At 56.3% G+C, this 23,970-nt stretch carries 17 protein-coding genes; 9 read left to right on the forward strand and 8 right to left on the reverse strand.

The window, feature by feature from the left end:
- Positions 1–24: 24 nt before the first annotated feature.
- On the forward strand, positions 25–1,062 hold the full coding sequence (locus RSK20926_RS19515; protein ID WP_008209376.1) for a zinc ABC transporter substrate-binding protein: 1,038 nt from the start codon (positions 25–27) through the stop codon (positions 1,060–1,062).
- A 77-nt stretch (positions 1,063–1,139) separates the two neighbouring features.
- On the opposite strand, the gene RSK20926_RS19520 is transcribed toward RSK20926_RS19515, so the two are convergent.
- Positions 1,140–2,417 carry an NAD(P)/FAD-dependent oxidoreductase gene (locus RSK20926_RS19520; RefSeq protein ID WP_037255914.1) on the reverse strand — a complete coding sequence of 426 codons (1,278 nt, stop codon included), beginning with the start codon at positions 2,415–2,417 and terminating at the stop codon, positions 1,140–1,142.
- Positions 2,407–3,909 (reverse strand): L-piperidine-6-carboxylate dehydrogenase, encoded by a 1,503-nt coding sequence (amaB, locus tag RSK20926_RS19525; RefSeq protein WP_008209380.1) that lies wholly within the window; start codon positions 3,907–3,909, stop codon positions 2,407–2,409. The genes RSK20926_RS19520 and amaB overlap by 11 nt, the downstream gene beginning before the upstream one ends.
- 142 nt (positions 3,910–4,051) lie before the next feature.
- On the opposite strand from amaB, the gene RSK20926_RS19530 reads away from it, so the two are divergent.
- The 4 genes from RSK20926_RS19530 to RSK20926_RS19545 all read left to right on the forward strand — a co-directional run bounded on the left by RSK20926_RS19530 (position 4,052) and on the right by RSK20926_RS19545 (position 8,385).
- Positions 4,052–4,948 (forward strand): LysR family transcriptional regulator, encoded by an 897-nt coding sequence (locus RSK20926_RS19530; RefSeq protein ID WP_008209383.1) that lies wholly within the window; start codon positions 4,052–4,054, stop codon positions 4,946–4,948.
- 1 nt (position 4,949) lies between these two features.
- Entirely contained in the window at positions 4,950–5,858 is a 909-nt protein-coding gene (locus tag RSK20926_RS19535; RefSeq protein ID WP_008209385.1) for a LysR substrate-binding domain-containing protein, read from the forward strand.
- 86 nt (positions 5,859–5,944) lie between these two features.
- On the forward strand, positions 5,945–7,153 hold the full coding sequence (locus tag RSK20926_RS19540; RefSeq protein ID WP_008209387.1) for a pyridoxal phosphate-dependent aminotransferase: 1,209 nt from the start codon (positions 5,945–5,947) through the stop codon (positions 7,151–7,153).
- A gap of 86 nt (positions 7,154–7,239) precedes the next feature.
- A complete protein-coding gene (locus tag RSK20926_RS19545; RefSeq protein ID WP_037255921.1) occupies positions 7,240–8,385 on the forward strand; it encodes a trans-sulfuration enzyme family protein in 1,146 nt (381 codons plus the stop codon).
- 5 nt (positions 8,386–8,390) lie between these two features.
- Here RSK20926_RS19545 and RSK20926_RS19550 read toward each other — a convergent pair whose 3' ends face one another.
- The 4 genes from RSK20926_RS19550 to RSK20926_RS19565 form a co-directional block, all read right to left on the reverse strand.
- Entirely contained in the window at positions 8,391–9,116 is a 726-nt protein-coding gene (locus RSK20926_RS19550; RefSeq protein WP_008209391.1) for an aspartate/glutamate racemase family protein, read from the reverse strand.
- A gap of 12 nt (positions 9,117–9,128) precedes the next feature.
- The gene (locus RSK20926_RS19555; protein ID WP_008209392.1) at positions 9,129–10,376 is read right to left on the reverse strand and encodes an NAD(P)/FAD-dependent oxidoreductase; all 1,248 of its coding nucleotides are present in this window, start codon (positions 10,374–10,376) and stop codon (positions 9,129–9,131) included.
- Positions 10,373–12,592: a TRAP transporter permease gene (locus RSK20926_RS19560; RefSeq protein ID WP_037255948.1), complete on the reverse strand. Its 2,220-nt coding sequence runs from the start codon at positions 12,590–12,592 to the stop codon at positions 10,373–10,375. The genes RSK20926_RS19555 and RSK20926_RS19560 overlap by 4 nt, the downstream gene beginning before the upstream one ends.
- Positions 12,593–12,729: 137 nt before the next feature.
- Positions 12,730–13,740 carry a TAXI family TRAP transporter solute-binding subunit gene (locus RSK20926_RS19565; RefSeq protein WP_037255924.1) on the reverse strand — a complete coding sequence of 337 codons (1,011 nt, stop codon included), beginning with the start codon at positions 13,738–13,740 and terminating at the stop codon, positions 12,730–12,732.
- Positions 13,741–13,893: 153 nt separating this feature from the next.
- Here RSK20926_RS19565 and RSK20926_RS19570 point away from each other — a divergent pair, with 153 nt between their 5' ends.
- Positions 13,894–14,853: a LysR family transcriptional regulator gene (locus RSK20926_RS19570; protein WP_008209396.1), complete on the forward strand. Its 960-nt coding sequence runs from the start codon at positions 13,894–13,896 to the stop codon at positions 14,851–14,853.
- A 5-nt stretch (positions 14,854–14,858) separates the two neighbouring features.
- On the opposite strand, the gene RSK20926_RS19575 is transcribed toward RSK20926_RS19570, so the two are convergent.
- Positions 14,859–15,632: a FadR/GntR family transcriptional regulator gene (locus RSK20926_RS19575; protein WP_008209397.1), complete on the reverse strand. Its 774-nt coding sequence runs from the start codon at positions 15,630–15,632 to the stop codon at positions 14,859–14,861.
- A 330-nt stretch (positions 15,633–15,962) separates the two neighbouring features.
- Between RSK20926_RS19575 and RSK20926_RS19580 the strand changes: the two genes are divergently transcribed.
- The 3 genes from RSK20926_RS19580 (at position 15,963) to dld (ending at position 20,974) form a co-directional block, all read left to right on the forward strand.
- Complete coding sequence (locus tag RSK20926_RS19580) at positions 15,963–17,015, forward strand: TRAP transporter substrate-binding protein (protein WP_008209399.1); 1,053 nt, start codon at positions 15,963–15,965, stop codon at positions 17,013–17,015.
- A gap of 164 nt (positions 17,016–17,179) precedes the next feature.
- Positions 17,180–19,264, forward strand: coding sequence for a TRAP transporter large permease subunit (locus tag RSK20926_RS19585; RefSeq protein WP_008209401.1), 2,085 nt, complete (start codon positions 17,180–17,182; stop codon positions 19,262–19,264).
- A gap of 18 nt (positions 19,265–19,282) precedes the next feature.
- Entirely contained in the window at positions 19,283–20,974 is a 1,692-nt protein-coding gene (gene dld, locus RSK20926_RS19590; protein ID WP_008209403.1) for a D-lactate dehydrogenase, read from the forward strand.
- Positions 20,975–21,167: 193 nt separating this feature from the next.
- Here the strand turns inward: dld and RSK20926_RS19595 are convergent, their stop codons facing one another.
- The gene (locus RSK20926_RS19595) at positions 21,168–23,837 is read right to left on the reverse strand and encodes a molybdopterin-dependent oxidoreductase (RefSeq protein ID WP_037255927.1); all 2,670 of its coding nucleotides are present in this window, start codon (positions 23,835–23,837) and stop codon (positions 21,168–21,170) included.
- Between the last annotated feature and the right edge of the window lie 133 nt (positions 23,838–23,970).

The raw sequence follows: 23,970 nt of genomic DNA on the forward strand, positions 1-23,970 counted from the left end.
TTATAAAATCACACGGAGAGCCTGATGTTGAAATCCACCGTTTTCGGAGTTTCGGCAAGTTTGACAATTGCCATCGCTGCCCAAGCAGAGGTTCCCCGTGTTGCTACGGATATTGGACCTATCCACGGGTTGGTTTCCCGCGTGATGAAAGATCTGGGTGAGGCAGATGTGATAATCCCGCCAGGGGCTTCTCCTCATAGCTACTCAATGCGCCCATCAGAGGCCCTGGCCCTTTCCAAAGCGGATTTGGTTGTTTGGGTTGGTCCGGCCTTGACCCCTTGGATGGAAGGTACAATAGCAGAACTCGCCAGTAGCGCATCCGTTGTTTCCTTGCTGCAAACGGAAGGGTCCAAAACTCTGTCGTTCCGCGAAGGTGCAACCTTTGGGTCGCATGATCATGACGATCACGATGACCACGCTGATCATGACGATCACGACGACCACGCTGATCATGATGATCACGATGATCACGACGATCACGCTGATCACGACGATCACGCTGATCATGACGACCACGCCGGTCATGATGACCATGCACATGATCATCACGGTATAGATCCACATGCGTGGCTGTCACCTGAGAATGGAAAGCACTGGCTTTCGATCATCGCGAGTGAATTGTCTCACATAGACCCAGAGCACGCAGAACTGTATCAGGCGAACGCCAAGGATGGTATTGCTGAAATCGAAGCTTTGGAGGCAAGGCTTGCACAACAGCTCTTGCCCTTGAAACAGCAGCGGTTCATCGTTTTTCACGATGCCTACCAGTACTTCGAACAGGCTTTTGATCTAGAAGCTGCAGGTGCGATCTCACTTGGGGATGCCTCTGATCCTAGTCCGGCGCGGGTTGCAGAGATCCAGGAAACCGTCAGGGAGCACAGCATTTCCTGCGTCTTTTCAGAACCACAATTCAATCCGGCCCTTGTTGCAACTGTCCTGGAAGGTGTTGATGCCAAAACAGTTGTGATCGATCCGATTGGTGTGGATCTGGAACTTGGTCTGAGTTTTTATACTGCACTTCTCGACAAACTCGGCACCTCGATGGCCTCATGTTTGCAATAGGGTTGTTTTGATCACCCGATAGTAGCAGGGCTAGGCGTGATCAAATCGCCTAGCCCCTTCGTTGCCCTCTTAAGGGTCTAAATTCTGTCTTTGACCAAATGGGTTAAGGTTGCTCCTGTCTCATAGTAGAGACTACGCAACCCAGCGACTGGGAGTTGGTGGTCGCGACTTGTTGGGATTGGTAGGACATCCTTGTTCCCTGTAATCAGCGCTTCTGCCATTGCAGAGCCAAAAACAGTTCCTGGACCGATACCGCGCCCTGAATAGCCAAAGCAGGCCAAACCCTCATCAATTTCCAGGATCTTGGGAAGATACTCTCCAGTCATTGCAATGCGCCCGGACCAAAGGAATTCAAAATCCGGGTCTTTTAAGGCGGGGAAAAGAGTTGAGGTTTTGCGATTTAGCCAGTTGGTATGGATACCGCTGGCGAAATGCTCAAGTGCGCCCATTGCTCCGATCACCAAACGCCCTGCTTGATCCAAGCGCCAGGAAGACATGACTAGGCCTGTGTCCCAGCACCCTTCCAGTCCCGGAAGAATGTACTCCAGCTGAGCGGGAGTAAGGGGTTTTGTGGCGGCCTGGAAAAAATGCACGGGCACAACGCTGGGATTGGCAAATCCTTTGATTGGCCCGGCATAGGCATTGGTCGCCACAATAAGCTTTTTTGCACTCACCCGCCCCCCATTGGCGGTTGTTGCCTGCCATGCTCCCCCATCGCGGGAAAGTGCCACCACGGGGCTGCTGCAGTGCAATCGGGCACCGGTCTGAGCCGCGGCCCGGGCCAGGCCTTTGGCATATCCTAAGGGTTGGATTGTACCAGCGCGCGGATCAAAAAGCGCACCGTGGATTTGATCAGTGCCAACGCGTTTTTGAGCCTCGTCAGCAGGCAAAAGCTCAACCGGTGCCCCGTTGGCGCGCAATTGATTATAGCGCTCTTCCAGATCCCGCATTCCGGCAGAGGCATGGGCGCAATGAAGGGTGCCTTGGCGGGTGGCCTCGCAAGAAATCTTGTGTTTCTCGATCAACCCATAAACAAGATCAGGAGCTGCAGCCAATTCAGTCGAGAGCCGCGAGGCGTGCTCGGTGCCCAGTCGAGCTTCAATTTCGTTTGGGGGCAACCAGAGGCCAGCATTGGCAAGGCCAACATTGCGGCCAGAGCCGCCGTAACCAAATTCCTCGGCCTCCAAGAGGCAAACCTCGGCACCGAGTTCAGCAGCCTTCAAGGCCGCCGAACATCCCGTATAACCACCGCCAATCACCAATAGATCTGCAGTGGTTACACCAGTAAGAGGCTTCGTCGCTACAGTTTCCTGGCAGCTATGCTGCCAGAGACTGCTATCCTGACTAGATGTCAAACTTGATACCCTGTGCCAATGGCAGCTCTCGTGAGTAATTCACGGTATTGGTTTGACGACGCATATAGCCTTTCCAGGCATCAGAGCCGCTTTCCCGTCCGCCGCCGGTTTCTTTTTCCCCTCCAAAGGCGCCACCAATTTCCGCGCCTGATGGGCCAATGTTCACATTTGCAATACCGCAGTCAGATCCTGCTGCCGAGAGGAAATACTCTGTCTCGCGAACATCCGTTGAAAAGATGCAAGAGCTCAACCCCTGTGGCACAGCATTTTGCATCTCAATGGCTTCATCAAGATCACGGTATTTCACCACATAGAGGATTGGTGCAAACGTTTCCTGGTGCATGATTGCGCATTGAGCGGGCATCTCAACAATCGCGGGATGGGCATAAGCCGCATCCGAGTGGCTCTCGACCAGGGCTTGGCCGCCGCCGTGGCAGATGCCACCTTCTGCTTTGGCTTGTGAAATCGCACTTGCCATTGCGTCCAGTGCGTTGCGATCAATCAAAGGGCCAACCATGGTCCCTGGCTCGAGTGGGTCTCCGATCGGCAGGTCTGAGTAGGCTTTCTTGAGGCGCGGAAGCAGTGCCTCGTAGACATCTTCATGCACGATGAGCCGCCGCAGGGAGGTACACCGTTGGCCTGCTGTACCGACGGCTGAAAACACGATTGCGCGCAAAGCCATCTCCAAATCCGCAGATGGTGCGACAATCATGGCATTGTTGCCGCCCAATTCCAGAATGGTGCGACCCAATCTCTGAGACATATCCGCTGCGACCGCTTTGCCCATTGGCACCGAACCCGTTGCGGAAATGATGGCGACATCTGCGGACGCGGTCAGAGCCTGCCCCAGATCGCGTTCACCAACCAAGGTTTGGATGAGGCCCTCTGGCGCGTCGGAACCGAATTCAGCGGTCACTTGATCGCAAATCTTTTGCACAGCGAGTGCCGTAAGCGGTGTCTTCTCTGAAGGTTTCCAGATCACCGGGTCGCCGCATACCAATGCAAGTGCTGCGTTCCAGCACCAGGGCGCAACAGGGAAGTTGAAAGCCGTAATGATGCCGCAGGTCCCCATAGGATGCCAGGTTTCACGCATCGCATGACCCGGCCGCTCTGAGGCGATCGTCAGACCATAGAGTTGCCGTGAAAGACCAACCGCAAAATCGCAGATGTCGATCATCTCCTGAACTTCGCCCAAACCTTCCTGATAGATCTTGCCACACTCCAAAGTGACAAGCCGACCAAGATTTTCCTTCTCGGAACGCAAAGCCTCACCCAAAAGACGCACGAATTCGCCCCGGCGAGGGGCAGGGACCATGCGCCATTGTTTGAAAGCTGCTTTTGCTGTGGCGATGCTGGCTTTTGCATCTTCCGTGTTATGCATTGCGAGGCTTGCAATTTTACTGCCATCAATCGGTGACGTGACAGCGAGAGGGCCGGCATTCAGTTCGGTTTCAGAGAAACCTGAAGCGGATAAAGTTTCTGAAAATGACATCTAGATTTCCTCATCCAATGGCAGAAGCCATGAGTTCTTCACGCAGGCTTGTGCTGTTGGGGTTTCTGTTACATTCTAAATTCGCACTGTTTTGACGAAATTGCACTTGAAACAAAATCCTAAAGATATGAGGTAATATCATATGATCGCGCCTAGGCGGTTTTTGCCTTCGATTCCTTCTCTGCTTGCGCTTGAAGCCTTGGACCGTTTGGGGAGTGCATCGGCTGCGGCAGAGGACCTTTCTCTGACACAAAGTGCGATCAGCCGCCAACTCAAGCAGCTGGAAGAGCAAATGGAAGTCGATTTGATCTGTCGCGAACAGATGCGCTTGCAGCTCACCCCGGCTGGGATCGGTTTTGCCAAGGAAGCGCGCACCATCCTGACGCATTTGGCCCAGGCCTCGGTCAATCTGCGCGCCAATCCAGATGGTGGCAGCCTGAACCTATCGATCCTAGCCTCGTTTGGGTTGCATTGGCTGGCCCCAAGGTTGAAGGATTTCGTTGGTAGTTTTCCTGGGGTCACTGTGAACCTACAAACCCATAAACTGCCTTTCAGCTTTGAAGGTGGGACAGCGCAGGCGGCTATCCATTACGGCAGTCGGGATTGGGCAGGTGTCGATTACTTACCCCTGATGCCTAAGCATGTGCTACCAGTTTGCGCCCCGTCGCTGATGTCAAATGCCGCCGAAGAGGCAGATGAACTGTTACAGTTCCCCCTCTTGCATCTGGAAACCCACCCTGACAGTTGGGAACAGTGGTTTGCCCGTCACGATGTCTCTGCCCAGCGTTTGAAGGGCATGCTGTTTGATCAGTCCTCGGCCATGACCCAAGCGGCGGTTCATGGGCTAGGGATAGCCCTACTACCTGATTTCCTTGCCGAAACGGAAATTGCCGCAGGCCGCCTGATCCTCGCATTAGAAGGCCCGCCCGAAACTCTTGGGGAGTATTTCCTTGTTTGGCCCCCTGAACAGGCAGACTACTACCCACTGATCAAATTCAGAGAGTGGCTGCAGGTGCAAATCCAGGAAGGGGCAACTTAACATGCGTTTGCCGAGCTTGACACATCTGCGTTGTTTTGAAGCTGCCGCAAGGCATCAGAGTTTCACCTCTGCGGGGGAAGAATTGGGACTGACTCAGAGTGCGGTGAGCAAAAAGATCAAGGAGCTGGAAACGGACCTAGGGTTTGACCTCTTCCAACGGGTTGGCCGTGGTGTCGTCCTGACCAGCGCAGGGCAGGGGTTGGCAGCAGATTTGGCGCAAAACCTGGGTGCGCTGCGGAACTCTTTGCAAAAAGCGGTTGCAGCCGGGGCCGGTAAAAGCGCCTTGCGGATTGCAGTGTTGCCGACTTTTGCCAATCGCTGGCTTATCCCACGGCTACCTGATTTCTTTGATCAGCATCCGGAAATAGAACTCAACCTCTTGACCCGGCTGGAACCATTTGACTTTACCCGTGACCCATTTGACCTGGCTATCCACTATGGATTTGACAATTGGCCCGGCGCCCAAATGTCACCGCTATTTGGTGAGCAGATGGTCCCAATTGCCGCGCCCGCGTTTCTGGAGCGCCATGGCCTGACGGACCCTGGGGGATTGCCGCATGTGCCGCTACTGCATCTGGACAGCCGTAGTGACGCTTGGGGCGACTGGTTCAAAAGCGCGGGTATTTCCAGACAGATGCGTCAGGATGGGCGCTATTTTGACCAGTATTCCATGGTCATTGCGGCAACAATTGCGGGGCTTGGTGCCGCAATCGTACCGATTGATATGGTGGCCCAGGAGTTGGAGGCAGGCATTCTTGTCCAAATGCAAGGTCCCGCTCTAGTTTCCAACAAACGGTATTTCTTGGTGCGCCCACATGGGGTCGCTTCCGAACCTGCGCAGCAGTTTGAACTATGGCTGCGCAAACAACTGCGCAATCTAAAGCGATCAGCACATGAAGAAATGGAATGAGTGCTTTCCTATCCAGCTGTTTTGTCGCGCACCCACTCCTTCTAACATAGAGGTGTCATTCCCCACGCACCCGTAGGAGTAGCGCCGTGTCGCGTTTCAGAAAAGCCAGCAGAATTGAAACCATTCAGGTCTCCGAGATCCTTCAAATCGGCGCCAGAGCGGCAGAGCTGCGCAAGCAAGGTCGCTCCGTCATTGTCCTTGGCGCGGGTGAGCCTGATTTCGACACGCCGGATCACATTAAGGAAGCCAGCATCGAAGCTATTTGGGCTGGTGAGACAAAGTACACTCCCTTGGGTGGCACTTTGGAGCTGAAATATGCAATCCAGAAGAAGTTTAGCCGTGATCACGCTTTGGACTATGCGCTGGATGAGATTATCGTTTCCGCCGGCGCGAAACAGATCCTCTACAACGCCTTTATGGCAAGTCTGGAGCCGGGGGATGAAGTGATCGTGCCCACACCGTTCTGGGCATCCTATGTTGATATTGTTGCCTTGGCGGGTGGGAAGCCTGTTCTTCTTCCCTGCTCCGAAGAGAACGGCTTTCGACTAACGGCAGGCCAGTTAGAAAGCGCGATCACTCCCAGGACCCGTTGGGTGCTTTTCAACTCCCCATCCAACCCTTCGGGTGCGGCCTATAGTGCGGCGGATTACACGCCTTTGCTGGAGGTTTTGAAGGCGCACCCCGATGTTTGGATCATGGCTGATGATATGTATGAGCACATGACATACGATGGGTTTGAGTTTGCGACCCCGGCCTCGGTAATGCCAGAGCTGAAGTGCCGTTGCCTGACCATAAATGGCGTTTCAAAAGCCTATGCCATGACCGGCTGGCGCATTGGTTATGCTGGCGGTCCCAAAGAGCTCATTTCAGCTATGGCGGTCATCCAGGGGCAGTCGACCTCCTGCGCGTCCTCAGTTTCGCAAGCGGCGGCCACTGCGGCGCTGAACGGGCCTCAGGATTTTCTGAACACACGTCGAGCGAGTTTTAAGAAGAGGCGCGATCTGGTTGTCGAAGGGCTGAACAAGATCCCGGGTCTGTCTTGCCCCAACCCAGAGGGAGCATTTTACACCTTTGCGAGCTGTTCTGGTTTGATCGGGAAAACAACACCTGCGGGGGCAGTTCTCAATAGCGATGCAGATTTTTGCACCTATGTGCTGGAAGCACAGGATGTGGCGATCGTGCCAGGTCGCACCTTTGGCCTCTCACCGTTTTTCAGGATCTCCTATGCGACCTCGGAAGCAGAACTAGAGGAAGCACTGAGCCGGATTGCCAAAGCAGTTGCAGCACTGGAGTAGCTTGTCCGCCACTTGAGCGCCTTTATCGAATTGCAAACCCTACCCAACCGCTCCAAAGATACGTGACGAAGCGGAAAGGGGTGAACATGAAGCGCAACGATCTGAAACCAGCGACCATAGCAGCGCAGGCCGCAGGAGCTATTGATCCTGCGAGTGGAGGCGTTGTTCCACCTATCCAACCTTCGACAACTTATGTCCGTGATCGGGACTATGAGCTTGTCAACTCCGACAATGTCTATCTGCGTTCTCACAATGAACCGGTACGACTGGGAGAGGCGATCCTATCAGAGTTAGAAGGGGCCGAAGCAACTCAACTCTTCCCTTCAGGTATGGCGGCAATCGCTGCGGTTTTTAGAACTGTGCCAAACCGTGGCCGCGTCATCGTTCAATCTGGGATCTACTGGGGGACAACCAAGTGGATTCGTGATTTCTGCACCCGCCGTGACATCACATTGGTTGAAGTGGAAGCCAGTGATGCTGCCCTCTTGCGCCGAGCCTGCGCGGAAGCTCCCGCCCAGTTGGTATTTGTAGAAACCCCCTCCAATCCCTGGCTTAAAACCGTTGATATTCACGCCGCGCGAGAATCTGCTGATCTCTCTGATGCCACACTTGTGGTTGACAGTACCGCAGCGACCCCTTTGCTTTCTAAGCCTTTGGCCTTGGGCGCAGACATCGTGATGCATTCTGCGACCAAAGCTATCAATGGCCACTCCGACGTTCTGGGCGGCGTGCTAAGCACGCGCAATAAGACCAGCCCGGTTTGGGAGGCAATCTGTATTGATCGCAACGAAGCAGGGGCCGTCATGGGGCCCTTTGAAGCTTGGCTCTTGGTGCGTGGGATGCGCACGCTTCCATTGCGCGTGGAACGTATGTCCAGAAATGCGATGAAAATTGCTGAACATCTGGCCCAGCACCCTCATGTCGAGCAGGTGTTTTACCCTGGCCTCCCTTCGCATCCCGGTTTCGAATTGGCCCAGGCACAGATGCAGGGCGGCTATGGTTTCCTGCTTTCTGTTCTGGTGCGAGGCGGACGAGAAGCCGCTCTCGCAACAGCAGGCCGGTTGAACCTGTTCCATCGCGCAACTTCACTCGGTGGGGTTGAAAGCCTGGTCGAGCATCGCCACACCATCGAACCCGATACCGGCATCCCTGAAAATCTTCTACGGCTTTCCATTGGCATCGAAGATGTCGATGATCTGATCGCCGACCTTAACCAAGCCCTTTTGGGGTAACGGGTTCAGATGAACCCTGGATAGGGCTGCCTAAGCACAACAGAGGACATCATTGTCGTAAGTGTTGTGAGGTCAAAGACCGGCAGGCCTATCTCCTGTTGTAGACGATGCGCATAGGGCGGTAGATCGGTGCATTCGAGCACAATCGCACCGATCTCTGATTGCCGTTGCAGCATGTTCTTCGCCGCTACAAGAAGCTCTGCTTCAACTTTGGACAGATCCATTGCAGTTCGTTCATTGCGCAGGATGACACTGGCAAACTCCTCTGTATCGTCGAGACCCTGCACTTCGGTTGGGACTGTTTCAGCTCCAACCCCTTTTAGATGCGCAGGGGTCAGACTGCTGGCAGAAGCAGTGATGACACCAACTGGTTTGCCGGTCATCTGAAAGGCCATTGGCACCTGCACCAAGGAAGAAACAAAAACCGGGATAGATACCGCCGCTGCAATGTCCTGCTGAAAAATGGCGAGGAAGCCACAGGAACCGGTTATGGCGCGCACCCCTTTGGCTTCCAGGCGCTGTGCCGCCTCGATCAGGCGTGTTTTCATTTCCCTTGTTGGGTTCCCCAGCAGCGCTGGCACAGTAATCCCATCCAGCATCTCATACATCACCGCGAAGGGTAGGCTTGAGGGGTTTTTGATATGGCCTGGCGGTTTTGGGAAATAGCTCTCCAGAGATAGAACACCAATGGTGACGCCACAGATGTTTTGCCCGCCTGGGTGAATAGTCATATGCAGGATCCTTTAGAATCTCAGAGGGTTGAACGGGGTGAGATCCAGGTTGGCTGAGGTGTTTGAGGCAATGTCCGCCACCAGCCGCCCTGTCTTGGGGGCCATCATCAACCCGTAGTGGCTATGGCCAAAAGCTGCGATCAGATCCGGGAAACCCGGGATCTCGCCTATGCAGGGAAGACTATCTGGCAAGCTTGGCCGCTGTCCCGACCAGGTGGAGAACTGCCCGGATTGAAGATCTGGAAGCATCCCGGAGGCAAGCCGGACCAGGCCCTCCAACCGCTTTTGGTTGATGGGGGCATCAAGCCCGGCAAATTCGGCGGTCCCGGCAACACGCAGCCCTTCCTCCATGGAGGAGGCGACAAATTTCATGTCCATATCCATCACTGAATGATTGAGGGAGACCCCCGGGGCGGTGAAGGAGACGTGGTAACCGCGCTCTGCCTGCATCGGGATTTTGATACCCAGAGGTTTCAGAAGCTCGGCGGACCAGACTCCCATTGCCAGAACCAGTTTGGGTGTCCAGCCGCTATGTTCAAGGCCGTTGTAAAGCCAGCCGCCGTTTTGATGCGGCAGGATTGCCTTGATGGAAAGGCGCTGAAAGAGCCCGCCCTGCTTTTGAAACTTCGCAGCCAGGACGGTTCCCAAACGCCCGGGCGACAGGCACCGGGCCTGGCCCTTGATCAGCAAGGCGGCTTGAAACTCTGCCGAAAGGGCGGGCTCAAGCCGGTGCAGTTCTTCGGCGCCAATCCGTTCGATATCGGCACCTTTGTCCCTCCGCATTAAGTAATCTGTGCTGTCCGGGTCTGCCTCTGCCGGGTTGCGGAACGCATGCACATAATAGCTGTTGCGGATGATCTCTTCTTCGCCTGTGCCTTGAAGATGCTGGCGGTAGAGTGCGATGCAATCCCGGTTTAGCAGGTCCATGGCCTCCGAAATCGGGCCGATCCGGGTGCTGCGCCCTTCGTAAAGAAAACGCAGCCCCCAGCCTGCGACCTGGGGCAGGTAGCTGGGTTTGATAGTGACCGGCCCAAGCGGATCCAACAGCCAGCCGGGCACCTTTTTCCAAAGCCCGGGCATGGATTGCGGTACAACGGACCAGGGAGAGATGATTCCGGCATTGCCAAAGGAAGTGGCCTGCCCGGGATCGTCGCGATCTATCAGATGAACCCGCAATCCTTTCTCCTGCAGAGCCAGGGCTGTGCAGAGGCCGACAATGCCGGCCCCCAGAACAGTGACATCGGGCTCATTGCTGCTCATGCCAGGGCCTTGCTGTTGCGCTGCTGGAGCATCTGCTGCGCCAGGGCAGGGGCCATTATCAGCAGGGCTGCGGCATCAGAGCCAAGGCTTGGTGCCACCAGCAACAGCCCGCCGATGGCCATCAGGAGGCGCCAGACCCCGTGCAGCGGCGCCAGGAAATAGGCCGAAACAGAAGTCGCGATGGCAAAGACCCCAAGGGCACAGGTCACGCTCACCTGGAGGAAGCTCAGCAGTGTGAAATGCTCTGGCAGCACGATTAGCATGGTTGGTGCGTAGACAAAGACCATCGGTACCATCAGTTTGCCTAAGCCTAGGGTGAAGGCACTGATCCCAGTGCGGAAGGGATTGGCCCCGGCGATACCGGCCGCGGCATAGGCCGAGGCACAGACCGGCGGAGTGATCTCGGAAATCACACCATAGTAGAGCACGAACATGTGGGTCGCGAGCGCAGGGACCCCCAGCTGTGCCAGTGCGGGCTGCGCCACGGCCACCAGCATGATGTAGAGGGCCGTGGTCGGCAGGCCAGCCCCCATCAGAATGCAGGCGATGGCGATCAGCACCAGCGACAGGAACTGCTGGATCGAGGCCTGGGCAAAGACATCAAGCGAGGTCCACTCCAAGAGAGGAGCCAGGGCTGCGGCCATATCTGCAGCACCGCCAGTCACCATAAAGCCAAGGCGGAAGCCAACGCCGGTGGTGTTGATCACGCCCACGACGATGCCGACAGCTGCGGAGGCGGCGCCAACAGCCAGCGCATATTGCACACCGACATGGAAGCTGTCGAAAAGATCCCGGAAGCTCTGCCTTTCGTTCCTGTGAATACAGCCAATCAGGGTCAATGCTGCAAGCATGCCCGCCATCACGGGCGTATAGCCCTCACCGGAATAGGGGGAGGCCTTCCAGAAGATGAAGCCAAGCAGGGCGAAGGGAATGATCATCGTTGCAGGCTTGCTGAAAGCGCAGAAACCGACGACGACGCAGAGGCTGAGCCCGATGAAGGCGGCCATATTGGGCGAGTAGCCGGAAAACAGCACAAGGAGCAGAGCGATCAGCGGGATGATTGTGTACCAGCCGTCTTTCCACACAGCCAGAACCTGGGGCAACTGATCCTTGGGGTAGGCATTCAGACCCAGGCGCTTGGCGGTGAAATGCACGATCGAAAGCACACCGATATAGTGCATCAAGGCCGGCACAATCGCGGCGATGACGATGGTGGTGTAGGGCACCTCGAGGTACTCGGCCATCAGGAAAGAGGCCGCCCCCATGATCGGCGGAGTAATTTGGCCCCCGGCCGATGCGGCAGCTTCGACACCACCCGCAAAATGCGCCGGATAGCCCAGGCGTTTCATATTGGGGATGGTCAGCGATCCGGTGGAGACCGTGTTAGCGATGGAGCTGCCCGAAATAGTGCCGAAGAAGGCGGAAGAGACCACGGAAACCTTTGCAGGTCCGCCGGTATAGCGCCCTGCCAGGATCATGGCGTTGTCGACAAAAAACTGCCCCAGCCCCATGCGCTGCGCCACAACGCCGAACAAGACAAAGTGGAAGACAACCGTCGAAACCACCCAGAGGGTCACACCGAAAATTCCCTCGGAGGGGAAATACATATTGTTGACGAACTGCTGCCAGTTGACGCCTGGGTGTTTGAGGATCTGCGCGGGCATATAAGGGCCGAACAGCGCGTAGATCATGAACACAAGGATGATCAGCGGCAGCACAAAGCCAATTGTGCGCCGGGCGATCTCCAGCACGGTCAAGATCAGCATGGTTCCGAAGAATACGTCAAGGCCGGAGGGATTTCCCTGCCGCAGGGCCTGCTCAGGGATGTCAAAGCCGAGGCCGCTGAATCCGCGCCAGCTGAGCCAAAGGAACAGGGCTGCAACAATGCCCAGCCCGGCCAAGGCCCAGTCATAAAGCGGCACGTTACCGGGGCGCAAAACACTGGGGCCGCGCCATTCCAGGCTGCGCGCCGAGCGGATAAGCGGGAAGCCCACAAAGATAAAGAGGAACAGCCCGGCGAGATGAATGCCCATGTGAACATGGTCCACAGGAGTGCCAAACCCAGCGGTCCAGAGGTGATAGAGGGCAAAAACGATGCTCGCCCAATAGAGAGGACCCGTTAGCCTGGGGCCGTTGTCGCGCGTATTCAGGGCGGAGTCGTATTTTTTCTCCAGCTCCTCAAGCGCTTTGTTATCAAGATGCGAATTCACGGACATTGAGGCAGGCCTTTCGGGCAACTTCACGTCAGTCCGCGCCAGGAGGCGGACAAGAAGCTTTGTTTCAGCAGAATGGTGGCTCAGCAGAAAAAACAGGCGGCAGGTCACGCAACCAGCCGCCCATTGCTGTGGTTTGCTTACTTCAGCATTCCAATTTCACGATAGAAACGCTCTGCACCTGGATGCAAAGGCACACCGATACCTTCAATCCCCTCCAAAGCAGTTTCAAGCGTGATTGCTTTGCCTTTTGGATGGCCATTGTCCAAAAGTTTGCGTGCGGTATCTGACCACATCGCTTTGGTGATCTCATAGATCAGATCGTCGCTCATATTGGCATTGGTGACCAGCATGCCGGAGACTGCCACGGTATTCACGTCATACTCGACACCTGGATAAGTGCCTGCAGGAATAGTCGATGGGATGTAATATGGCACGGTGGTATTGGCCATTTTGACCTCTTCCGCCGTCCAATTGTGCAGCTCCATGCCTTTGGTGTTGTCTAGCTGGATCATCGCAGCGACTGGGGTGCCTGCCGCATAGAAATAGGCATCAAGCTGGCCGTCGGCGATACGCTCTGCGCTCTGGCTGTTGTTCAGTTCTGCTTCATCAATATTGTCACGATTGACGCCGTGATCACCCAGGATCAACTCAACCGCGATCTGAGTGCCAGAACCCGCCTGCGCGATACCCACGCGCTTGCCTTTGAGGCTAGCCAAGCTATCGAGCTTATGACCCTCGGGCAGCACTAGGTGGAGGTCTTCTGGGTAGAGGTTTGCGATGACGCGTAGATCCGGCTTTGCGTTGCCCTCGAACTTACCTTTGCCGTGATAAGCAAAATGCAGCGTGGCGGCCCCGGAAAGACCTGCCTCCATCTGGCCGGCCTGAATGGCATTCACGTTATGGGCAGAGGCATTGGTCGACTGCGCCATGGCTACCAGACCAGGCACGCCGCAGTTTCCACCTTCGCCGCAGGCACGGGATCCGGGCGGGTTGGAAATAGCATTGGCAATAATCCCGCCGATCGGGAAGTATGTTCCGCCAGCCCCGCCGGTGCCGATGCGGAAGAAGGTCATGTCCTGTGCCGCGGCCATGCCGGTCAGCATAGTGCAGGCCAGCGCTGCACCGGTGAGTTTGTTAAATAGTCCCATTTACTCTTCCCTTGTCTGTGCGCCGGGAGACTTGCTTCTCCTCCGCTCCGGCGGCGCTGATGATTATGAAAAGCTATGATAGGTCAGTGATATATAAATACAAATTTGAAATATTACTGTATCAATAGATTTGTTTTATATTAATGGTGACCCATGAACAGTCAGCAGCTCATTGTGTTCCGGGAGGTCATGAAGACCGGCTCTGTCAGCCAGGCGGCCCGGAATCTGCATCGCACCCAGCCAGCCGTCAGCGCTTCCATCCGCACGCTGGAGGTCGATCTGGGCTTGCCGCTCTTCCTGCGCGAGGGCCGCCGCATGGTGCCAGTGCCAGAAGCGCACTACCTGATGCAGGAGGCGACCGAAATCCTCGCCCGTCTGCAGACGGCACGCCAAAACCTGAGCAATATGCGCGACAGAACCAAGGGCAGTTTGCGCATCGTGGCGATGCCGGGCCCCTCCAGCACCCTGCTGCCGGTCTTTGTCAGCCGGTTCATCGACAGCAACGAGGATATTGCTGTGACGCTGGCGACGCGCAGTTCACCGCAGGTGCGCAGCTTGATTGCTGCGCAAAGCTTTGACATCGGCTTTAGCGATATCTCTGGCGCGCCCGAAGCAAAGGATGATTACAACAGTGAGGCGATCGAGTGCCTTTCGGTCTGTGCCTTGCCCGCCGGGCATCCTCTGGCTGACCGGGAAACGGTTGATGCCAAGGACCTGAGCGGTGTTCCCATGGGGGCGCTACAGCCTGAGCATTCTACCTTCAAAGAAACCCAGCGAGCCTTCCGGCAGGCCGGGGCGAACTTCAACTTGAGGATCGAAGCCCAGTATTTCCTGCCGCTGTTTCATTTTGTCGAGAAGGGGCAGATTTGCGCTGTGGTGGATGTCCTGAGCGCCGCGAGTTACATCCAGACCCAGAGCAATCCGCCGCCGGTGGTTTTCCGTCCGTTCCGCCCTGAAGTGCCTTTCAGCTATGCGGTTCTCACGCCGCACGAACGGCCGCTGTCGCAGCTGACGGCGGAGTTCTACCGCCTTTGGTGCGACTGGGTGCGGCAAACCATTCTGCGGTTCCCGGAGCCGGTGCCAATGCCAAAGCGGAGCAGGAGCCAAAGCTGAGTGGCTCAGGCCGAGAGTTTCCGGCGTTTGGAGGCACGCTCCTCGCGCATCTGCTGCTCTTGTCCCTGCCGGAAGGAATCTTCAACAAAATCCATATGCGACCGGGCGGCGGCCTCGGCGCGCGCAGGGTCGCCATCAATGATGGATTGGGCGATTTCCTTGTGTTGCTCCAACAGCTTTTCGCCGGTGCCGTCCATGGTGCGCAGGAACTGACGGTTGTAGAACACGCCCTGGCGGGTCAGGTCGTAGACCGAGGCCATCATGTGGATCAGCGTGGTGTTTTGGCTGGCGTCGACAACGGCGACGTGGAGCTTCAGATCTGCCTCCTGACTGGCCTCGGCGTCATCTTCTTCCCAGGCGCGCTGCATCTCGCCAATAATGTCTATCAACCGCTCCTTGTCTGACTGCGTGGCGCGTTCCGCTGCCAGGCGGGAGGCAAAAGCCTCCTGTTCGCGCCGGTATTCAAGGTAGTCATAGAAGGCACGGCCGTAACGCGCATAAAGAGACAATAGTGCAGGCGACATGGCGCGGCCGGTGAGCGAGGCGATAAAGCTGCCCTCCCCGTGGCGCACCTTGATAAGCCCGCGGTCTTCCAGCGTTTGCAGGGCCTCACGCAGTTTGGGCCGGGAGACGCCAAGCGCCTCTGCAAGCTCGCGTTCAGAGGGCAATTTGCGGCCCTCTTTCAGAATGCCGTCCACGATCATTGTCTCGATCTGCTCGACGACAGCCTCGGCAATTGATTCGTGACCTACCGGGTCAAAAGGGCTGGTATCATTCACGCTTCACCTCGTTCCCTTCGCTGAGCAACTATGTTGGGTTGTCTTTTTAGTTTACCACCGTATTGAGCTTTTTCAAGGGCCTGTACCCAGAAATACGGAGGTGTGTGCCTCCTGTTACCCGTTAAAAATAAAAGGAAAAGGGAAAAGCTCTTGAAAATATGGCTGCAAATAGCCGACTCGGGACGGGTTCTACCAAGCGGGTCAGAGTGTCTCAGTGGTAAATAAAATTATTGACTGAAATTTGTGGTCAATAATATTTACCAAACAAGCTGTGCAAACGGCGTGACCTGCAGCCGTAGGAGCGGCTGATGTGCTTTTGGAGGAGACACCATGAAAAAGACCCTGACCTCATTGGCCCTGGCGGCCTCTTTGATGACCGCTGCAGCGGTTGAAGCCGGCGACAAGCTGTTGCTGAAAACCCCGATCGCCTTTTCGACCTCGCTTCCTGGCCTCGGCTCGCCGATCCCGCGTGTGGCGGAACAGCTGGGCCTGATGTCCGGCGGCACCCTCAAAATGAAGGTCTATGAGCCTGGCAAACTGGTGCCACCCTTTGAGATCTTAGACGCGGTGTCTTCCGGCAAGATCAACTCCGGCTACACAACGGCGGGTTACTGGGCCGGCAAAATCCCGGCCGCGCCACTGTTCTCAGCTGTACCCTTTGGCCCGGAAGCAGGCGAATACATGGCTTGGCTCTACTATGGCAACGGCCTGACCCTGTACCAAGAGATGTATGACCAGGCCGGCTTCAACGTCAAAGTCCTGCCCTGCGCGGTCATCGCCCCGGAAACCTCTGGCTGGTTTGCCAAGGAAATCAATGCGCCGGCAGACCTCGAAGGCCTGAAGATGCGCTTCTTCGGTCTTGGCGGCAAGGTGATGCAGAAACTGGGCGTTGCGACCTCGCTGCTGCCCGGCGGTGAGATCTTCCCGGCACTGGAGAAGGGCGCGATCGATGCGACCGAATTCTCCATGCCAGCGATTGATGCCCGCCTCGGCTTCCACAAGCTGGTAAAGTTCAACTACTTCCCCGGCTGGCACCAGCAGGCCACCGTGTTTGAGCTGCTGGTCAACAAGGATGTCTGGAATGGCGCCAGCGAGCAGCACCGCGCCATCATCGAAAACGCCTGCAAGGCCTCGATGACCGATAGTTTTGCCGAAGGCGAAGCGATCCAGCACGCCGCGCTGATCGACAATGTTGAAAACAATGATGTGCAGATCAAGCAATGGAACCAGGAGATGCTGGATACCTTCCGCGCCACCTGGAACGAGGTGGCAGAAGAAGAAGCCGCAAATGACACCTTCTTTGCCAAAGTCCTGGGAGACATGAACGGCTTCCGCGACGGATACGCCATCTGGAAGGAAAACGCATTCCTCCCGCGTAAATAGCCCCTTCCGGAATATTCCGGGGCGGCTCTTCTTTCCTCGCCGCCCCGGCATTTCCAGCCATGTGATTTTCACAGATTTCAGAACCTAATGCCCCGCGGGATTGCCCCCGCGCCCAACCACCCGTGCCACGACCCGGGTGAGACCAGCGTCCTGAGGAGGAGCCGATGGCCAGCAATCTTTCCCAAAGTCAAAACACCCGCGGCAATGACGATCCCGTAGATGTCTATGAGCATATCCTCGAGCATGAGGACCAGGACACGCAGGGTGTTGCGGTTGCGCTTGACCGCGTGATCAAAGGCATCGGCTGGCTGGTCATGTGGGCAAACCTGCTGCTGGTTCTGGCCATCGTTTCGCAGGTCTCCATGCGTTATCTGCTCAACCAGAACTACCCCAAACTGGATGAGATCCAGTGGCATTTCTATGGGCTGGTGACCATGATCGGCATTTCTTATGCCCTGGTGACCGACAGCCATGTGCGGGTGGACCTGCTTTATATGCAGCTGAGCCGGCGGGCGCAGCGGGTGATCGAGGTCATCGGTATCCTGACGCTGCTGGTGCCCTTTATCTATCTGATGGTCGATCAGGGCTATGACTATTTCTACGAAAGCTGGCGGGTGGGCGAGCGTTCGGACAGCCCCACTGGCCTGCCGGCCCGCTGGGCCTTGAAAGCGGTCATACCAATTAGTTTTGCCCTTTTGGCCCTGGCGGCTCTGGCGCGGATGCTGCACGATATCCACGCGCTGTTTGCCAAGGGCAGCGCAGAGCGCGAAGGCAAGGATCTGCGTCTGATCCTTTGGGCTCTGGTGGGTTTTGCGGTGGTGGCAACTGCACTTACTTTCCTGGTCGAAACCACCGAGGAAAAGCTCGTCATCGCGATGTTCCTCACCTTTATCGGCCTGCTGTTCACCGGTTTCCCCGTTGCCTGGACGCTGGCCGGAGTAGGTGTTGCTTACTGCGGCCTGGCTTATCTCTTTGACAACGACCTGATGCTTTGGACGGGGCTGGAAAGCACCTTTACCGGGCTTGACTACCTGACCCTTGGCGCCGTGGTGAACCGGGTCTATGCCACCATGTCCAATGCGGTGCTGGTGGCGCTGCCGATGTTCATCTTCATGGGACTGATGCTGGATGAAAGCGGCGTGGCAGAGCGGCTGATGACCTCGATGCAGCGGCTTTTCGGCACCGTGCGAGGCGGGCTGGCCATCACGGTTACTATGATCGGCATCATCCTGGCCGCTTCCACCGGTATTATCGGAGCATCCGTTGTCCTCTTGGGCGTGCTGTCGCTGCCCTCGATGATGGAGCAGAAATACAGCCCCTCGCTGGCGGCCGGTGTTGTTTCGGCCAGCGGCACCCTGGGGATCCTCATTCCTCCCTCAATCATGCTGGTGATCATGGCGGATCAGATGGCGCTTTCTGTCGGCGACCTCTTTATGGCGGCGGTATTTCCTGGCGTTATCATTGGCGGGCTGTACCTCACTTATATCTTTGTCATCGCGCTGATAAAACGTGATGTGGCACCGGTGCCGGAGGGGGCCAGGCGTCCCGACTGGGCCGCAGTCAAAGATGTCTTGGTCGCGGTTCTGCCTACTCTAGCGCTTATTCTGGCTGTTCTGGGGTCGATCTTTGCGGGCCTCACCACACCTACCGAAGCCTCTGGCGTGGGTGCTCTGGGCGCAACTCTGCTGGCGCTCGGCTACCGGAAACTGACATTTGCGAAACTGGTCAACGTGCTGAAGGCCACCTTCAACACCACCGCCTATATCTTTGCCATCTTCCTCGGCGCGACGGTCTTTTCCTACGTGCTGCGTGAACTTGGCGGCGACGCTTTGATCGAAGACATGATCCACGGCACCGGCCTTGGCCCCAACGGCACGGTCTTTATCATCCTGTTTATCGTCTTCCTTTTGGGCTTTGTGCTGGACTGGATTGAGATCACCTTGATCGTGCTGCCGCTGATGCGCCCTATCGTCAACGGTCTGGGTCTGGATATTCCTGGCTTTGGCGCCATTGACGAGCCCGCGCTGGTTTGGTTTGTGATCCTGGTGGCCGTCACGCTGCAAACCAGTTTCCTGACTCCTCCTGTCGGGTTTGCCTTGTTCTACCTGAAGGGCGTTTGTCCGCCGGAGATCCGCCTGACCGATATCTACAAAGGCATCATTCCCTTTGTCATTCTGCAGCTCACCGGATTGCTCTTTGTCTTCCTCTGGCCTGCGCTTGCAACCTGGCTCCCTTCGGTGGCTTATTAGGAAATAGCGGAGGCCGTCATGAACGATGCAGAATTGATCAATAGACTTAAGGCCATCTGTGGCCGCAGGCACGTCCTGACCTCCCATCGCGCGACCCTTCGCTTTCGCAAAGGATTTCGCTCAGGGGAAGGAGAGGCTCTGGCCGTGGTCCGTCCAGCGACGCTCTTAGAACAGTGGCAAGTGCTGGAGACCTGCGTTGCCGCGGATAAGATCATCATCATGCAGGCTGCGAACACTGGTCTGACCGAAGGATCAACCCCCAAGGGGCGCTATGATCGAGACGTTGTTTTGATCAATACGCAGCGTCTCGACCGTCTCCAGCTTTTGGACGGAGGAAAACAAGTGATCAGCTTTCCTGGGACAACGCTATTTGCCCTGGAAAAGGAACTCTCTCCCCTTGGGCGTCAACCTCACTCCGTCATTGGTTCGTCCTGTATTGGCGCCTCGGTTGTGGGCGGCGTTTGCAATAACTCTGGTGGTTCTCTGGTGGAGCGCGGCCCGTCCTACACGGAGCTTTCACTCTATGCTCGCATCACCGAGAAAGGCACTCTCGAACTTTTGAACCATCTCGGCATTCAGCTTGGGAAGACGCCAGAGGAGATCCTGACCCGACTAGAGGCGGGAACCTATTCCGCGCAGGACGTTGTGCAAGACAATCGCAAGGCATCTGATACAGATTATGCCCGTCGTGTCCGTCAAGTGGACGCGGAGACGCCAGCACGCTTTAACGCCGATAAATCGCGCCTCTATGAAGCGGCGGGTTGCGCTGGCAAGCTTGCGGTTTTTGCTGTGCGTCTGGATACCTATGCGAAAAATCAGGAAGAGCGCACATTCTATATCGGAACCAAAGACACTGGCGCCCTGACTGAATTGCGTCGCCGTATCCTGTCAGAGTTCTCTTGTTTGCCGGTATCAGCGGAATACATGCACAAGGACGTCTTTGACCTCTCTGACAAGTATGGCAAAGACACGATGGTGATGATCGACAAGCTCGGAACAGATCGCTTGCCGATGTTCTTTGCTCTGAAAGGGGCAATGGACGCCCGGCTTGCCAAAATCCCTGGTCTCGGCAGTTTTACCGATCTTTTTATGCAAGGGCTCTCTCGCATTTGGCCTGACATCTTGCCAAAAAGGATGCGGGATTTCCGCGCAAATTACCCGCATCACCTGATCCTGAAAATGCGGGACGCTGGCATCCAAGAGGCTCGCGCACTGCTTCTGGAAATGTCCATGGAGCACAAATTGGATAGCTTTGAGTGCAGCGCACGCGAAGCCAAGATCGCGGGTCTGCACCGTTTTGCTGCAGCAGGCGCAGCCGTGCGTTATATGGCCGTACACAGAAAAGACGTCGAAGACATCATCGCATTGGACATCGCTCTGCGACGCAATGACAGAGACTGGTTCGAAGAGTTGCCGGAGGAGATTTCGGAGCAGCTGGTCAGCAAACTCTACTATGGGCATTTCATGTGCCACGTGCTGCACCAGGACTACATCGTCAAGAAAGGCGCCGATCCCAAGACCTTGAAGGACGCGATGCTTGCCATTTTGGATAAGCGTGGAGCGGAATACCCAGCTGAACATAATGTTGGCCATCTCTATGCAGCCAAACCGGATTTGGCTGCCTTTTATCAAGCTGCCGATCCAACCAATAGCTTGAACCCCGGTATCGGAAAGATGTCTCGCAAGAAACACTATGCAAATGAGCCTTAAGCAATTGCGCTTGCATTAATTTTAAAAGAAGAGACCCACGAGAGCAGGCCTCTTCCAAGAGCCAAGAGCCATTTGTTCATTCCCTTCCCACAGGGGAGGTCAGGGGAGCCAATGAGACAGCGCCTTTCCCGGCCAGAAGAGATTTTTGGGGGCGGCCAGCACGTAGCCAGCCGCCAAAACTTTGCTTGCTGGTTTAATGCGCGTCAGCTGCATTCTTCATCAAGAAGTCCATGACCATTTCGGCTTCCTGTTCATCCAGACCAGCACGCGGGAACATCGAGGGGGTGATGCCTTTCCACTGCTGTTGGGTAAAGTGAGAAGCCTCGCGCGGGCCGTGGCAGACGGTGCAGCGCTCGTAGAAGATCTTTTCACCCGGCGCCATATCGGCATAAAGGGAGGCAGTCAGATCCTCCAGGCGCCCCAGGCCCAGCTTGTCTTCATCGACTTCTGCGATCTCCATATCGTCGATAATCGCTGGCGGATCATATGCAAGGTTCGGCCCTTCCGGATCTTCGCATTTGCGTAGCGAGACCAGCACGGTATTGGCGGTTGTTGCTTCCGACAGGCCAGAAGCCCGCTGAGTCGAGGTGATGAAGTTCACCAGCCCTGAGTTACAGCGTCCCTTGCTGTCAAGCTGTGGCCAGCCTCCCTCATAGATCGAGATCACGCCTGGCATGATGCCTTCGCTGACAACGGCGCCTGCAATCACGGTACCGCGTTCATTGTAGAGCTCGACCAGGTCGCCGTTCGCAATGCCGCGTTTTGCGGCGTCTTCGCTATTGATCCGAACCGGCTCACGCCCCTGCACCATATAGAGGTCACGCAGACGCTCGGAGTTGGCCATCTGGCTGTGCAGGCGGAACCAGGGGTGCGGCGAGACCACATGCAGCTGGCCTTCTTTGGCATTGCCTAGATATTCGTGCTTTTCCATCCACATGGGCATGCCGGGGCAATCCTCGATTTTCATCTTTGCAATGTCTTCGCAGAACATCTCGATCTTGCCGGATGAGGTATGCAGTGGGTTGGCCTCCGGATCGTCATAAAAGGCGCCGTGGCGGGTCCATTTACGGGCTGCTTCCGGAACCGGCATCAGGGCATAGCCTTTCTCCCAGAACTCCTCGAAAGGGGTATCTTTGGCCGCAGTGGATTTCTCAAAGGCGAGCTTGATGTGATACATCTTGTCTTCGCTATCAGTGAACTGCGCCCAGAGGCCAAGTTTGTCCGCGAGACCTTCGAAGATCTCATAGTCGGGCAGGCTGTCGCCGATGGGTTCAATCACCTTTTTCATCGCGTAGACGCGATCGTTCGAATAGGTGCCACCCGAGGTGATATCATCCTGTTCCAAAGTGGTGGCGGCAGGGAAGACGATATCAGCCCAACGGGTGGCAGCGGTCCACCAGACATCGACGCTGATGATGGTTTCGACCTTTTCCAAGGCGCGGATCAGACGGTTGGTGTCCTGTTGGTGCGACATGAAGTTGTTGCCAGCATTAAAGACCACCTTGATGTCCGGATAGGTGTGAAGGTTGCCGTTGTAGAAGACCTCCTTGCCGGGGTTCTCCAGCGCTTCGGTGATCCGGCTGGCGGGCACGACACCCTTGACCCAGTTGCGGCCCTGGGACATGCCAACAGGGGTAGCATTGCCACCTTGGGGCATACCGCCGTTGCCATAGTGCCAGGAGAAACCGACACCCTGGCCTGGTTTACCGATCTTGCCGGTCAGCGCGGCAAAGTTGATGATGGCCCAGTGGGTCATCTCACCGTGCTGTGCACGCTGCAATGACCAGGCGCCGGCGATCTCAGTCTTGGACTGTGCCAGCAGTTTGGCCAGGTCACGAATCTGTGTCGCCTCCATGCCGGTGATTTCAGCCGCCCATTCCGGCGTCTTGGGGGTGCCGTCGGTATCGCCCTTAATGTAGGCGATCCACTTGTCCGCGCCGACTGTGTATTTGTCCATATAGGCCTGATCCTGCCAACCGTTTGCCAGCACCTCATGCGCCATAGCGCTGAACAGGGCGACATCGGTATTGGGGATGATCTTGATCCAGTCGGCTTTCAGGTATTCATCAGTGGCGGTGCGCTGCGGGTTGATCGAAATGAACTTTACGCCGTTGTCGCGGATTTCCTCCCAATGGGCATACATGCCATGGTCGGCGACACGGTACTCGACGCGGTTGTTCTTGATCGGGTCGCAGCCGACCAGCACAAAGACCTCGGTGTTATCGCGGATAGTCTCCCAGGCAGATTGCGCGGAATAAACTTCCATATCGCCAATGATATGCGGCAGCGAGACCTGGCTGGCGCCTGCGGACCAGTCGCCTTGGGTATTGGTGCAACCGCCCATGAGGTTCAGCAAGCGGCCTTGCAAAACATTGGGGCGAAAGACCCCGGCATTGGACCAACCGCCATAGGAGGAAGAGAAGATGGCTTCGTTGCCGTGGTTGCTTGCGGTATCCAGCAGGGCCTTGGCCGCCAAGGACCAGGCGGTGTCCCAATCAACCTTGACCCATTCTTCCTTACCACGCAGTTCTGGTCTGATGGCACCGCTTTCCCAGCCTTCCAGATAGGATTTGCGCACCATGGGATAGTTGATCCGGGTTTTGTCATAGGTCCGGTCCATGACACCGTAGCTGAGCATCTCGGTAGGGCGGGCATCAAGTTCCATCATTGTATTGATACCGACCAGCTTGCCGTCGCGCACCACGGCCTCGAAAGGGCCGAAGTGACTGGCATGGAAGGTCCGGCCAGCAAAGGAGTTGGGGTCGATGGATGCAAGGGCGGTGGAGCCCATGAGGCCGGTGGCGCCGAACATTGCGGCACCGCCTTGCAAGAAGGAGCGGCGGGTAGGAGTGGCGAATGACATGTCAGCCTCCGTGGTTCAATCAGTGGTTCTGTCTCTTGCGCGTTGCCTCAAGCTTAACGAGGGAATGTTAACCAGTCTTCCGGCAGGCATGAATGGTCTGTGCGAGTTTGTAAAAGAATGTAAAAATGGCTAC

The sequence above is a fragment of the Roseobacter sp. SK209-2-6 genome (assembly GCF_000169455.1).
Taxonomy (GTDB): domain Bacteria; phylum Pseudomonadota; class Alphaproteobacteria; order Rhodobacterales; family Rhodobacteraceae; genus Pseudophaeobacter.

Coding starts and splice junctions, on each gene's coding strand:
- RSK20926_RS19515 (WP_008209376.1), top strand. CDS start 25: ATGTTGAAATCCACCGTTTTCGGAGTTTCGGCAAGTTTGACAATTGCC.
- amaB (WP_008209380.1), bottom strand. CDS start 3,909: ATGTCATTTTCAGAAACTTTATCCGCTTCAGGTTTCTCTGAAACCGAA.
- RSK20926_RS19530 (WP_008209383.1), top strand. CDS start 4,052: ATGATCGCGCCTAGGCGGTTTTTGCCTTCGATTCCTTCTCTGCTTGCG.
- RSK20926_RS19535 (WP_008209385.1), top strand. CDS start 4,950: ATGCGTTTGCCGAGCTTGACACATCTGCGTTGTTTTGAAGCTGCCGCA.
- RSK20926_RS19545 (WP_037255921.1), top strand. CDS start 7,240: ATGAAGCGCAACGATCTGAAACCAGCGACCATAGCAGCGCAGGCCGCA.
- RSK20926_RS19550 (WP_008209391.1), bottom strand. CDS start 9,116: ATGACTATTCACCCAGGCGGGCAAAACATCTGTGGCGTCACCATTGGT.
- RSK20926_RS19555 (WP_008209392.1), bottom strand. CDS start 10,376: ATGAGCAGCAATGAGCCCGATGTCACTGTTCTGGGGGCCGGCATTGTC.
- RSK20926_RS19560 (WP_037255948.1), bottom strand. CDS start 12,592: ATGTCCGTGAATTCGCATCTTGATAACAAAGCGCTTGAGGAGCTGGAG.
- RSK20926_RS19565 (WP_037255924.1), bottom strand. CDS start 13,740: ATGGGACTATTTAACAAACTCACCGGTGCAGCGCTGGCCTGCACTATG.
- RSK20926_RS19570 (WP_008209396.1), top strand. CDS start 13,894: ATGAACAGTCAGCAGCTCATTGTGTTCCGGGAGGTCATGAAGACCGGC.
- RSK20926_RS19580 (WP_008209399.1), top strand. CDS start 15,963: ATGAAAAAGACCCTGACCTCATTGGCCCTGGCGGCCTCTTTGATGACC.
- RSK20926_RS19585 (WP_008209401.1), top strand. CDS start 17,180: ATGGCCAGCAATCTTTCCCAAAGTCAAAACACCCGCGGCAATGACGAT.
- dld (WP_008209403.1), top strand. CDS start 19,283: ATGAACGATGCAGAATTGATCAATAGACTTAAGGCCATCTGTGGCCGC.
- RSK20926_RS19595 (WP_037255927.1), bottom strand. CDS start 23,837: ATGTCATTCGCCACTCCTACCCGCCGCTCCTTCTTGCAAGGCGGTGCC.